This window comes from Microbacterium sp. LWH10-1.2, from assembly GCF_038397765.1.
Taxonomy (GTDB): Bacteria; Actinomycetota; Actinomycetes; order Actinomycetales; family Microbacteriaceae; genus Microbacterium; species Microbacterium natoriense.
The window spans coordinates 3,507,612-3,520,707 of sequence record NZ_CP151638.1; the positions used below are offsets into that span (position 1 = coordinate 3,507,612).

General features: G+C 68.1%; 8 protein-coding genes. 5 read left to right on the forward strand and 3 right to left on the reverse strand.

Annotated features, from left to right (window positions below):
• Positions 1-10: 10 nt before the first annotated feature.
• Both MRBLWH10_RS16375 and MRBLWH10_RS16380 read right to left on the reverse strand, forming a co-directional pair.
• Positions 11-3,310: a hypothetical protein gene (locus MRBLWH10_RS16375; protein WP_341940734.1), complete on the reverse strand. Its 3,300-nt coding sequence runs from the start codon at positions 3,308-3,310 to the stop codon at positions 11-13.
• Positions 3,311-3,480: 170 nt separating this feature from the next.
• A complete protein-coding gene (locus MRBLWH10_RS16380; protein WP_341940736.1) occupies positions 3,481-6,759 on the reverse strand; it encodes a hypothetical protein in 3,279 nt (1,092 codons plus the stop codon).
• Between the two features lie 290 nt (positions 6,760-7,049).
• Between MRBLWH10_RS16380 and MRBLWH10_RS16385 the strand changes: the two genes are divergently transcribed.
• A complete protein-coding gene (locus MRBLWH10_RS16385; RefSeq protein ID WP_341940737.1) occupies positions 7,050-7,868 on the forward strand; it encodes a shikimate 5-dehydrogenase in 819 nt (272 codons plus the stop codon).
• 105 nt (positions 7,869-7,973) lie between these two features.
• On the opposite strand, the gene MRBLWH10_RS16390 is transcribed toward MRBLWH10_RS16385, so the two are convergent.
• Entirely contained in the window at positions 7,974-9,164 is a 1,191-nt protein-coding gene (locus tag MRBLWH10_RS16390; RefSeq protein WP_341940738.1) for an MFS transporter, read from the reverse strand.
• A 104-nt stretch (positions 9,165-9,268) separates the two neighbouring features.
• On the opposite strand from MRBLWH10_RS16390, the gene MRBLWH10_RS16395 reads away from it, so the two are divergent.
• The 4 genes from MRBLWH10_RS16395 (at position 9,269) to MRBLWH10_RS16410 (ending at position 13,096) form a co-directional block, all read left to right on the forward strand.
• The gene (locus MRBLWH10_RS16395; protein ID WP_223585430.1) at positions 9,269-9,718 is read left to right on the forward strand and encodes a MarR family transcriptional regulator; all 450 of its coding nucleotides are present in this window, start codon (positions 9,269-9,271) and stop codon (positions 9,716-9,718) included.
• A gap of 105 nt (positions 9,719-9,823) precedes the next feature.
• A complete protein-coding gene (locus MRBLWH10_RS16400) occupies positions 9,824-11,608 on the forward strand; it encodes a substrate-binding and VWA domain-containing protein (RefSeq protein WP_341940739.1) in 1,785 nt (594 codons plus the stop codon).
• Positions 11,609-11,610: 2 nt separating this feature from the next.
• Positions 11,611-12,633, forward strand: coding sequence for a hypothetical protein (locus MRBLWH10_RS16405; RefSeq protein ID WP_341940740.1), 1,023 nt, complete (start codon positions 11,611-11,613; stop codon positions 12,631-12,633).
• A 73-nt stretch (positions 12,634-12,706) separates the two neighbouring features.
• Positions 12,707-13,096, forward strand: a complete 390-nt coding sequence (locus MRBLWH10_RS16410; RefSeq protein ID WP_341940741.1) for a hypothetical protein — start codon at positions 12,707-12,709, stop codon at positions 13,094-13,096.

Genomic DNA, 13,096 nt, shown 5'->3' on the forward strand with positions numbered 1-13,096 from the left:
GGCGCGCATGTCACGCCCGGGGACCGCGTGAGGTGACGGCGAGTGCTCGTCGTCGTCGCGCGAGGTTGAGGGTGCCGGCGGTGGTGCCGGCGAGGAGGAGGGTGAGGCCGATCAGGTAGATCCAGGCCGTGCCGGGTCCTCCGGCGTCGGGGAGATCAAGAGCGGGAACGTCTTCGACACGGATCGTGCGGATGCCGTCGACATCCACCAGCTGCACGTTCGAGGAGACACCGGCGTCGAGGGTGATCGTGCCGTCGGCGGCGACCGTGAACGGCACCCGCCCGGCCAGCAGCGCGAACCCGTCCAGCGCCCGCGTCTCCTCCAACCAGTACGTCCCCGCCGTCAGCGTGACATCACGGAACAGGCCCGTCACCGGAGAACCACCCGACACCGCCGCCGGCACCGAATCCACCACCGCCGTGCCCCCGGTCGCCGCGGAGAAGATCGCCCACGACGACCCATCCATCGGCACCACAACACCCGTCGACGCCTCACCGACCTTCTGGACCTGCACCGGCGTCGGGGTGACCTGCGACGTCGTGCACGCCGTCGTGCACGGCTGCGGCGGCGTCGGCTGCCCCGGCGCACCCGCCGTTCCCGACACCACGTTCCGCAACGTCGACGACCACGCATCCGCCGCCACCGTCACCCGATACGTCAACACCGCTGCCGAGGATGCCGGCAGAGTGAACGACGCGGTCGTCAACTGGGTACCCACCGGGTCCGGCTCGGCGACAGGGGGTCCTCCCGCGATGACGAGCTGGGCGGAACCCGCGACGAAGGTCGCGTCGTCGAGCACATCGGAGAGATCATCCGTCAGCACAGTCCCCGACACCGGCACCGCCGAGGTGTTCGTCGCCGTGACACGGTAGGTGATCACCTCACCCGGCTGCACTCTCGCACCTGCGGCGAGCGGGTCGGCGCCGCGCAGGGCTTGCTTCGCCAACGTCCAGGTCGGGATAGGGGTGTTCGTGAACACGCACACGATGTGGGAACCGGTGTTCGACCCCAACGGCATCGTCACCGACCCGCTCGCTCCGGATCCGGACGCGACCAGTGCGTTCCCGTTGAGTGAGTCGCGGCACTCCCACGTCGTTCGGTAATTCGCCAGCACCGCGCCGCCGCTCGGCGTCTCCGTGATCGTGTAGGTGCGGCCAGGAACCCCGACGACCGCACCCGCCGTCGCCGATGCTGCCGTCTGCAACCCCGTCGATGTGCCCGACGTCGTGCCCGCGTTTCCCGACGCCACACCGTTGCCGGTGATCGTGACCGTGAACTGATCCCCCGTCGCGTACCGCCCCACGAGGTCCTTCCGCAGCGTCAGCGTGCTGTTCAACGTGCACGAGCTCAGATCGCTGACCAGCGTGTTGTTCGTGCCGTTCGGGTTCAGGATCGTCGCACTCGACACCTGGGCTCCCGAGTTCGGATCCACGCGCGACAGCACCCGCGTCGCCGCCGTGTGCTGCGTGTACAGATACCCGTCGCTGCCGAACGCGATCCCCTGGAACTGCGCCGAGGCGGGTGCAAGATTCGCCAACAACCGCGACCCTACGAGACTCCCGTTGCTCGGCGGGGAATCCACAACCACCAGACGGTTGCCCGCTGCCGTTCCATTCGACATCACGATGAACGCCCGCCCCTGGCTGTCGAAGACCAGATCACCGTTCGCGCCGCTCCCGGTCGGCACCGCCACACGGAACTGCAGACCCAACGACGTGTTCGCAACGGGATCGAAGGCGAAGAACACGTACTCCGTGCCGGAAACCCCGCCGATGTAATACAGACCGTTCACAGGATTAACCGCACCCATGAAGAGATTGAAGGTCGCTTCCGGAATCGTTCCCGCCAGCGACGCCACACCCGTCGTCGTGTCGTAGCGATACACGTTCTTGGTACCCGACTGCGACGCCGCGTACGCATATCTCCCGTCGGCGGTGATCGCGAGGCTGTTCATCAGAGCGGAACCACCGGCCGGGAAGAACCCCTCCTGCACCGATGCTCCCGTTGCCCGGTTGATCGCCAGCACTGCACCGCTCGTGTTGAGGCCGTAGACCACATCAGCCGTGCACCGGAACCCCGCGGAGAAGGCGGCGGTCGTCGTGCTCTGATCGTTCGACGGATTGGGGTCGCGCTCGTTGCCGATCACTCGCGCCGCGTTCGTCAGCAACCCCGTGGTGGAGGCTGCCACTGTGCCGTTCACCGTGATGGTCCTGGTGGCTCCGACCGCCAGCCCTGCCAGTGCGCACCGGAGGACGCCGGTCACCACCGTGCACCCCGCGGTCGGCGAGGAGGCGCCCGTGATGCCGGCGGGCAGAGTGTCGGTCACCTGGTAGCCGGAGGAGACGCCGGGGCCGTTGTTGGTGACGGTGAGCGTGTAGGTGATCGCCGCACCAGCGGTGTAGACCGCCGGACCGGTCTTCACGATTCCGAGGTCGACATCGAGCCCGGGTATCGCGGCGCCGTCGTTGTTGCCCGAGGCCGGCCCTGCCGTGGTCGACACGAGGGTGAAGGTCGGCGTCGCCGCCGTCGGGTTGGCGATCGCGACCTGATAGATGTTGCCGGTGGCGTTGTCGGACAGGCCGATGTTCCCGTTGCCGTACAGCCACTGCGCACCGAAAGCCGCGCTCACGCCCAGCCCCAACGCCCATGAGCTCACCTGCCCCGTCACGGGGTTCATCCGGTAGATCCGGTCGGCCTGGCTCACCCCCCAGAGGAAGCCGTCCTTCCAGACGATGTCGGACAGGTTCGGAACGGCCGCCTGCAGAGTGATCCCGGTCGCGGTCCTCGTCGCCACGTCGATGGCGCCGATGTAGGTTCCCGCTCCACCCGTGTAGCGCACGTAGAGCACCCCGGCCGTCGCGCCCTGCCCGAAGGCGCCCTCGTTGTAGATCTGACCCGCCGGGGGAGTCGCGAGGCCGGAGATCGCACCGAGAGACGTGATCACCCCGCCCTGACCGATCCGGATCAGCGTCGTTCGGTTCGCCGTGTCCCGCTGGACCCCGTAGAGGTAGTTGTCTGTCGTGTTGAATCCGATCGCGTTGTAGCCGATCGCCGCCGTCGCGCCGATCGGAGTGAACCCGACGGACCCCGCCGTCTGCTGCGCGGCGTAGAGCCTCGTGGGGACGTCCTGCGCGATGAAGACCGTGGGGACGTTCGGATCGAACGGGTCTCCCGGAGCGGCAGACGCCTGAAGTGGCCGCGACAGCGGCACCAGCGCCACCGACATGAGGATCGCGATCACGACGAGCGACAGTGGTCTCCGCCAGCTCCCCGGTCGATCGAGAGCCACGATGTCTCGTGATACGCGCACGGTTCCTCCCCAGATTCGGCTCGCGCCGAGGGGCGTCAACCAGAGGACTCGGGTATCACGGGAACGCTCCCAGCGCGTACCAGGGAAAGCTAGTGAGCAGCCGGTGTCGAACGACAAGGGGCTCTGTCTCGTTTTGGTTACGCCGGAGAAAGTACCGGAAACAAGAGCCGTCATCTCTCGTTCCGCCGATTCTGCGAGTCAGAGATTCCCTCAGTACTGGGGATTGCCGCACGCCTCAGCCGCTTCGATCGCACAAAGCCGGCGGTGGTGCCGGCGAGGAGGAGGGTGAGGCCGATCAGGTAGATCCAGGAATCGCCGGGCCCTCCCGCGTCGGGGAGGTCGAGAGCGGGAACGTCTTCGACACGGATCGTGCGGATGCCGTCGACATCCACCAGCTGCACGTTCGAGGAGACACCAGCGCCGAGGGTGATCGTGCCGTCGGCGGCGACCGTGAACGGCACCCGCCCGGCCAGCAACGCGAACCCGTCCAGCGCCCGCGTCTCCTCCAACCAGTACGTCCCCGCCGTCAGCGTGACATCACGGAACAGGCCCGTCACCGGAGAACCACCCGACACCGCCGCCGGCACCGAATCCACCACCGCCGTGCCCCCGGTCGCCGCGGAGAAGATCGCCCACGACGACCCATCCATCGGCACCACAACACCCGTCGACGCCTCACCGACCTTCTGGACCTGCACCGGCGTCGGGGTGACCTGCGACGTCGTGCACGCCGTCGTGCACGGCTGCGGCGGCGTCGGCTGACCCGGCGCACCCGCGTTACCGGTGACCACGTTCCGCAACGTCGACGACCACGCATCCGCCGCCACCGTCACCCGATACGTCAACGTGGCAGTCGCGCCGACGGGAAGCGTGAAGGGCCCCGCCGTCAAGACCGTCCCGGCAGGATCAGCGACCGCGACCGGGGCGCCCCCGCCGATGACGAGCTGCCCTGACCCCGGAACGAACGTCGCGTCGTCCAGCACGTCGGCGAGGTCATCCGACAGCGCCACGCCCGTGATGTCGACCGTCGCCGCGCTGACCGCGGTCACGGTGTAGGAGATCTCACTCCCGGGGTCGACGACGGCCCCCTGGGCGAGCGGGACTCCAGCGACCGACGCGGACTTCGACAACGACCAGGTCAGAACGGGCTGGATCAGCACGGTCGCCGTCGCCTGGTTCGAGATGACCCCGCGACCGTCCTGGGTCGTCCCCGCCGCGGTCGCCGTGTCGTCGATGCGACCATGGCCGACGTCCGCGTTCGTCGCGACATACGTACCGGTGCACACCGTGCTCTGCCCCGGGTTCAGCGCCGTGACCGGGCAGGTCGGACCAGACGTCAACGCCCCCGCAGGCGCCTGCTGCACATCGGTCACCACGATGTTCTGGATGCGCACGTCAGAGATGTTCTTCACGGTGAAGCTGTAGGTCACGGTCTGCCCCGCACCGGTGATCACCGCCGGACTCGGCGCCTTCGTAATCGTCAGACCGACGCACTGACCCGCATCCTGAACAGCGCTCGCCCCGTAGAACTGCGGTCCTCCCGACAGCACCGTCGTGTAGGAGAGCATCGCCGTGCTCGCCGCCGTGGGCAGAGTCGCCAACGGGATCCGGTTGATCTGTCCGCTCGGCGCGGCCATGAAGAAGTTGCCTCCGGACTGCGCGCCACCCCACATCGCCGGAACGGTGCCGATCTGCGTCATCGAGCCGTCGGGATGAATGCGGTAGACCCGCGAGTTCGACAGGTTTCCATCAAGAGGGCGCACACCGAAGGCGAGGATGTCGCCGTCCGGCAGCACCGTGAAGTCGCCCGCAGAACTGATCTCGTTCGGGAACTGCGTCCACAGCGTCGTGACCCCTGTATTCACATCCAGCCGATAGATCGCCCTCGACGAGTACGACCCCACCAGCAACGTGTTCGCGTCCAGCGCCGCCAACGCGTTCAGGCTGTACAGAGTCGCACTCGGACCCGGAACCGTCGCCTGCGTCAGAATCGGCCCCGTGATCGCGACCGACGCGAGCTCGGCGCCCGTCACAGGATCGATCCGCCGCAGCACCGGCGTCTGACCCGTGCCACCGTCGTAGTCCACCCCGTACAGCGCGCTTCCGTTGCTGCTCCACGCGATATCGCCGTACTGGCGGATCAAAGGCGTCGACGAGACGAGCTGGAACGTCGTGGGGTTGTATTGCTGCAGAGCATTCGCTGTGTTCGTCCACACCGGCACCGCCACACATGGATCGAAGGAGAAGAACCTCACCGCAGCGCAGGCCGGAAGGTCGATGCCCAGATGGGCGGTGATGTTCGCGGCGCAGTTGGTGTACGTCCCCGCGGTGTTCGAGGTGACATCCAGGGTGATGGTGCACGACGCCTGCCCGGCGTTGAGCCTCCCGTTCGACACGACGACGGATGACGCCCCTGCGGCCGCGGCGACCGTCGCGGTGCACGTGCCCCCCACGTTGGCGGGAGAACGCACGACCAGGCCGGCGGGGAGGGAATCCGTGAACGACCAGCCGACCTTCTCCGCGAGCTCACTGGTGTTGGTGACCGTGAGCGTCAACGTCGAGACGCCGCCCGTCGGCACCGAGGTCGGACTGAACGACTTGTCGAGCTGCGGGGTCACGTCCAGGACGCGGATGTTGTCGAATGCGCCGTCGTTGCCGATCCCGTTGCCCTGGACATTGCGCATGGTGATGCCGAGGGTGGCGCTTGTATAGAGCATCGAGCCGTTCGCCGGGAAGCGACCGTAGCTGACAGAGCCGCCGAAGGCGGTCGTGGTCAGCCGTCGCGAGTCCGTGCAGGGGTTGATGGCCGAGCTGGAGACCGGTGTCTCCGTGCCTGCCGCGTTCGTCAGGTAGAACCGGAGCGACGGCTGGTTGCCGGCGCCGCAGTTCGTCGCCGCCGCATCCACGGAGAACGTGATGAACCGTCCGTTCGACGGCACCGAGAGCTGAGAGCTGATGAACTGGCGGGCATTGGCCGGGCCGTTCGAGGACGTGTTGCTCGATACGGCGCGGTTGGTCGTCGTGTTCTGCGGGCTGTTCAGCAGTCCGAGGGCCGCCGCTTTGCGCTGCACCTCGGTCCACTCGGTCGCACGGCCTGCGCAGACGCTCCCACCGGGGAACGCGTTGGCCTGGCTCAGGATGAAGCCGTTGCACGCGGTGGCGTCGAGCCAGAACGGATCAGCCGAATAGGTCGCTCCGGATGCGGAGACGTAGCTCTCGAGTTCTGTGACGCCCGTCCCCTGTTGGAAGTCCTCCTGGAAGAGGACGGACGGCGCTCCGGGCACACCGGGAGAACCGGGGGCGGCCGATGCGGTCTGAGTTCCGGTGGTCGCGTCGACCACGCCGAAGAATGCGACGAGCATCGCCACCACGGACACCGCAGCACTGACACGGGTGGTCCGCGAACGACGGATGCCGGCGCTGCGGACGGGGCCTCTCAACGGGTTCACGAGCGTCCTCCCCAGAACGGTGCGGCAGAGCCTTCGACCCTCGGGTGGGTCGGAGTCGGGTTCTCTGCGATCGCAGGGGAAAGCTAGCGACGGCCGTCGTCTCGCCACCAGAGTGCCGGGGTTGCGCTAGCGTTGCGCCTCTCGGAACCCCGAGATTTCCAGGGTCTGATCAACGTTCCGCCGTTTTCGGCCAGGCGCGGTTCCCCCAGTTCGAGGGGTTGCGTTCGTTGCGCCGGTCATGCGCTGGTGTTCCGTCGGCGGCTCCGCAGCGGCCCGAGTAGCCTGGTGCGGTGACCATGCTGAACAAGGACATGACGCTGTGCATCTCGCTCTCGGCGCGTCCGAGCAACAACGGGACCCGGTTCCACAACTTCCTGTACGAGGAGCTCGGTCTCAACTGGATCTACAAGGCGTTCGCGCCCACCGATCTCGCCCAGGCGATCGCGGGAGTCCGCGGCCTCGGCATCCGCGGCTGCGCGATCTCGATGCCCTACAAGGAAGACGTGATCGCGCTCGTCGACCGCATGGACGCATCGGCGACGGCCATCGACTCGGTGAACACGATCGTGAACGACGACGGCGTGCTCACCGCGTACAACACCGACTACTCCGCGATCGCCCAGCTCATCGAGCGCAATGCCCTCGACCCGGCCTCGTCCGTTCTGCTGCGGGGTTCGGGCGGGATGGCCAAGGCCACGGCGGCCGCCTTCCGCGACGCGGGCTTCTCCCGCGTGACGATCATCGCCCGCAACGAGCAGAACGGGCGGGCCCTGGCCGACCTCTACGGCTTCGCGTGGACGGCGGATGCCGCAGCCGCCACGGCCGACGTCATCGTGAACATCACGCCCATCGGCATGGCCGGAGGCGCCGAGGAGTACTCGCTGTCGTTCACCGAGGAGCAGATCGCCGCGGCATCCGTGGTCTTCGACGTGGTGGCGCTGCCCGCTGACACTCCGCTCGTGAAGGCGGGGCGCGCCGCGGGCAAGACCGTGATCAGCGGCGCGGAGGTCGCGACGCTGCAGGCGCTCGAGCAGTTCGTGCTCTACACCGGCATCCGCCCGACACCCGCGCAGGTGCAGGCGGCCGAGGAGTTCATGCGGGCGCAGTAGCACCCCGCGGAGCACCTGTTCAGGTCGCGAACCTGGTCGCGATCCGAGCCGATTCGCGACCAGGTCTGCGACCTGAACGAGCGCGGCGGCTCGACGAGGGAGGCGTCAGGCTGCGATGGTGCGCAGGGTCGCGGTGGTGGCCGACGGGGTGGAAGAGCGCGCGGTGAGGGCGGCGATCCCCATCACGACGAGGCCGGATGCCGTGATCGCGGCGCCGATCCAGATGGGCGAGGTGTAGCCGAGACCCGCCGCGATGCCGAGACCGCCCGCCCAGGCTCCCAGCGCGTTGCCGACGTTGAACGCCCCGATGTTGGCTCCGGAGGCCAGCGTGGGCGCCCCGCCGGCGTACTGCATGATGCGGCTCTGGAGTCCGGGAACCGTGCCGAAGCCGAAGGCCCCGAGGAGCACGAGGACGGCGATCGTGGCCGGCTGCGACCAGGCGAGCAGCGCGAAGGCGACCAGCACGACGAGGAGCGCGGCGGTGAAGCCGAGGAGCGTGCGGTCGATGGAGCGGTCGGCGAGCCGGCCTCCCACGACGTTGCCCACGACGAGGCCGACGCCGAAGAGCACGAGCAGCCACGGCACGGCGGATGCCGCGAAGCCGGTGACCCCGGTGAGCGTGTAGGCGATGTAGGTGAAGGCGCCGAACATGCCCCCGTAGGCGAGCACGGTGACGGTGAGCGAGAGCCAGACCTGTCCTGAGCGGAAGGCGCGGAGTTCGTGCCGCAGGCTCACAGTCGCCCCGCCGGCACGCGGGACGGTGACGAGAGCGGCGATGCCGGCGAAGGCGAGGATGCCGATGGCGGAGATCGCCCAGAACGTCGCCCGCCACCCGAACTGCTGGCCGATGAAGGTGCCGAACGGCACACCGAAGACGTTGGCCGCGGTGAGTCCGGTGAACATGATCGCGATGGCGCGTGCCTTCTTGTCCGGGGCGACGAGGTCGGCGGCGACGACCGAGCCGATGCCGAAGAACGCGCCGTGGCACAGGGCGGCGATGATGCGGCCGATCATGGCGGTGGTGTAGTCGGGCGCGAGGGCCGTGAGCGCGTTGCCGGCGATGAAGAGGACGACCAGTCCGAGCAGCACCGGCTTGCGGGGCAGCCTCGTGGTCGCGGCCGTCAGGCCGAGGGCTCCGACGACCACGCTCAGCGCGTAGCCGGAGATGAGCCAGCCCGCGGTGGCCTCGGTCACGCCGAAGCTCGCTGCGACCTCGGGGAGGAGGCCCATGATCACGAACTCGGTGAGTCCGATTCCGAAGGCGCCGATGGCGAGTGCGATGAGTCCGAGTGGCATGGGTTGCTCTCTGCTAAAGTAGTTGCATACGCGGGATATTGCGTTGCGAGCACTAATCATTGCACACGCAACTATCCCGCGCAAGCAACTACTTTGGAGGACACATGGGCATCTCCGACGACGCCGTCGAGATCCGCGCCCGCGGATGGCGCACGCTCGCCGCCCTGCACGGCATCATCGAGGCCGAGCTGGAGCGCGCGCTCGGCGCCTCCGTCGACCTCTCCGTCGTCGAGTACACCGTTCTCGACGCGCTCAGCAGGCAAGACGGCTGGCACATGCGGATGCAGCAGCTGGCGCGCGCCACCGCACTGAGCCCGAGCGCCACGACCCGCCTCGTCACCCGCCTCGAAGACCGGGGCCTGCTGACCCGCATCCTCTGCGCAGACGACCGCCGCGGCATCTACACCGAGCTCACCGCGGCCGGTCAGTCGCTCTACGAGAAGGCGCACCCCATCCACGACGAGGCCTTGGAGCGCACGCTCGGCGAGGCCGCGGATCAGCCCGAGCTGGCCCCCGTCGTGCACGCGCTGCAGGGGAGCGTCGCGCTCGCCTGACGCCGACCAGTGATCGGGAGGCGATTATCTGGATACCCTAGGCCCATGAGCGCGCCTCGCACCGCACGAAGATTCCTCGGCCGACGGACCCCGGCGGTCATCGCCATGTCTGCGATCGTCGCACTGACCCTTTCCGCCTGCTCGTTCGGCGGAGACGACGGCGGCGGCACGAACGGCGAAGGCCAGGGCTTCCCCGACGACGGGTGCACCCACGTCACCATCGCGACCTCCTCCGAGAAGGTCAACATGCTCGACGCGCTCGCGACGGCGTTCAAGGACTCGCCCGAGCACAAGAAGCTCGGCACCTGCGCGACGGTCCGCCCGATCAACGTCTCATCCGGCAACGCCGCGCGGTATCTCACCTCGGGAGAGGACTGGCCGAGTGACGACCACGACCTGTGGCCCACGCTGTGGTCGCCGGCATCCACCGTGTGGACCGACCGCGTCGCCGCGGCCGCCTCCGCCAACCTCGTCGGCGACCCGAAGTCCTTCACGCGCACGCCCGTCGTGTTCGGCATGCCGGAGCCGATGGCCAAGGCGCTCGGCTGGCCGAACACGCCCATCAGCATCACCGACCTGTCGAAGCTCTGCCAGGATCCGGACGGCTGGGGCAGCGTCGGCAAGGACATCTGGGGCGCCTTCAAGATCTCCAAGACCAACCCGAACACCTCGACGACGGGGCTCTCGACGATCCTGATGCAGTCGTACGAGGCGTCCGGCAAGTCCGCCGACCTGACATCCGCTGACGTGGATGCCGCTGCCGACTTCTCTCGCGTGTTCGAGGAGTGCGTGATCCACTACGGCGACACCACCGGCAACGTGCTGTCGACCCTGTATGACGAGACGCAGAACGGCTCCAACGGCTCCGCCTATGTCTCGGCCGTCGCCCTCGAGGAGACGTCGCTGCTCAACTACAACCAGGGCAACCCCGACTCGCACACGGTGCAGCCCGGCGAGACCCTGGTCCCGCCGAAGACCAAGCTCGTCGCGGTCTATCCGGCAGGGGGCTCGATGTGGTCCGACAACCCGGTGACCGTGCTCGGCGCGGACTGGGTGACTCCGGAGCAGCGCACGGCGGGCGAGGCGTTCGCGGCGTTCCTGCAGACCACAGAGGCTCAGAAGATCCTGCCGACGTACGGCTTCCGCCCGCTCGACGAATCGGTGCCGCTGGGCAAGCTCTTCACCGCCAACTACGGCGTCGACCCCGACCAGCCCGCGGTGACGCTCCCCAAGCCCGACGTCGACGTGATCTCCACCGCCATCGATCAGTGGACGCAGGTGCGCAAGCCCTCGTCCGTCCTGGAGCTCATCGACATCTCCGGCTCGATGGACGATCCGATCGGCGACGGCCGTTCGCGGCTCGACGGCGCCATCCAGGGCGCGCAGACGACCCTCGACCACTTCCGCCCGACCGACGAGGTCGGCGTGTGGGCGTTCACGACCGGGATCTCATCGGATGCCGGCGATGGCATACAGGTGCTGCGCGACGTCACGGCGCTGGGCGCCGACGGCGAGAAGCTCGACTCCTCACTGGATGACCTGCACTACGCACAGCGCAACGGGACCCCGCTGTACGACGCGATCCTCACGGCATACGAGGCGATGAGCAAGCGCGCCGAACCCGGTCGCATCAACGCGATCGTCGTGCTCTCCGACGGTGAGGACACCGACTCCACCACGTCGCTCGACTCCCTGATCGCGAAGATCGGGAAGAGCACGAAGGAGGGCGGATCCGACGCTCCTGTTCGTATATTCCCGATCGCGTACGGAGAGGGCGCCGACACCTCCGCTCTGCAGCGGATCGCGGATGCCACGGGCGGACAGCTCTTCGACGCGTCGAACGCCGAGCGCATCGACCTCGTGTTCGCATCCGTCATCAACAACTTCTGAGAGTGGTCATGATCATCGCTGCGGCATCCGGTGGGGGGTGGATCGACGACGCCATCGCGAGCCTTCATGCGGGCAATGTCTACGTCGATCCGACCGTGAAGGGCTCCGGGTCGTTGACGGAGGTCCTGAACGGCATCGTCCCCACTGACGGAACGGTGGCCGTCGTGGTGCTCCCCGCGAATGCCAACATCGGCCTCGACTACGCCGACCAGCTCCTCGATGAGCTGACCAAGGCGGTCGACCAGCAGACGGTCGTGCTCGCTGTCGGAGATGACCTGCAGGCGGCATCGGTCCCACTCGGACAGGACGCCGTGCGGATCGCCAACGAGGCCGAGCACGACGCGGGGGGAGACCTTCAGGACTCACTCACCACGGCGGTCACGGAGATCTCCGCTCAGCTCCCCGACGCCGGCGGCTCCTCTGGCGGCACGGGCGGCGCCGACGTCCTGATGCCGGTCGTCATCGGCGGCGTCGTGCTGATCGCCGCCGCAGGGACGGCCATCGGACTCCTCGCCCGTCGCCGCCGCCGCGCACCCGCGTCGCCTCCGGTGAACACGGACCCCGTGCCCGCCGGCATCCGACTGCGGGTGAGCCGCCTGCGCGAACTCGCCCCTTCGTATGCGGCGGTCCCCGGCAATCCGGTCGCGGCGGAGACGGCTGCGAGCATCGACGCCCTCGCCTCGCACATCGAGCAGCTGTTCGCCCGCCTCGACGCCAAGGCCGGTGAGGACCAGAGCGCGATGGCGGAGGCCGAGTACTCCGACAAGCTCGCGCGACTGGTCGCGGCGCTCGACCGGGACTACCTGCTCGACCTGCTCACCCGTCCCGATCTGTGGGACGACCCGGAGGAGCGCATCGGCGAGGTCCGTGAGGCGCTGAACGCCGTCACCACGCAGATCGTCGACAACATCAAACAGGTCAACGCCCGCAAGGGTCTGCTCTTCCAGGTGTCGCTGGACTCGCTGATCGGCCGCAGCGAGCTGCGCGACTGGGAGCGTCAGTTCAAGCAGAGCTCGGGCGACTGACCTGCAAGACTGTGTCGGCGAGCTCGTTCGAGCGAGCTCGCCGATCCCGGACATGCAATGAGAGAGGACGGGCATGGACCTCAGTGCCGTCGCCGACGACCCCACCTTCTTCGCCATCGTGGGCGGTCACCTGCTGGTGCTCGTCCTCGCCGTGCTCTTCACGGTGCTGCGCAAGTACTCCGTCGGGGGCTTCTTCGCCTGGATCGCGACGGTCGTCTCGCTGCTCTTCGGGCTCTTCTGGTTTCTCGTGCTCGGCGGAGGCCGCGGCAACTCGCGGGCGAACGAGTCGGTGCAGTTCGCTCTCGACCCGCAGGGCGGCCTCTGGGTCACGCTGTACATCGTCGCCGCTCTGGTCATCGCCTACGTGCTGACCTGGATCTGCAAGAAGGGGAAGGCGCGCTCCTACGCGTCGACGGGCCCGTTGCCCCGACGCGACACGACGGACACCCCCGCCGCGGGCTGA

Bases quoted from the DNA above. Each gene is read 5' to 3' on its own strand.
- MRBLWH10_RS16390 (WP_341940738.1), bottom strand. From the start codon at position 9,164: ATGCCACTCGGACTCATCGCACTCGCCATCGGCGCCTTCGGAATCGGA.
- MRBLWH10_RS16395 (WP_223585430.1), top strand. From the start codon at position 9,269: ATGGGCATCTCCGACGACGCCGTCGAGATCCGCGCCCGCGGATGGCGC.
- MRBLWH10_RS16400 (WP_341940739.1), top strand. From the start codon at position 9,824: ATGTCTGCGATCGTCGCACTGACCCTTTCCGCCTGCTCGTTCGGCGGA.
- MRBLWH10_RS16410 (WP_341940741.1), top strand. From the start codon at position 12,707: ATGGACCTCAGTGCCGTCGCCGACGACCCCACCTTCTTCGCCATCGTG.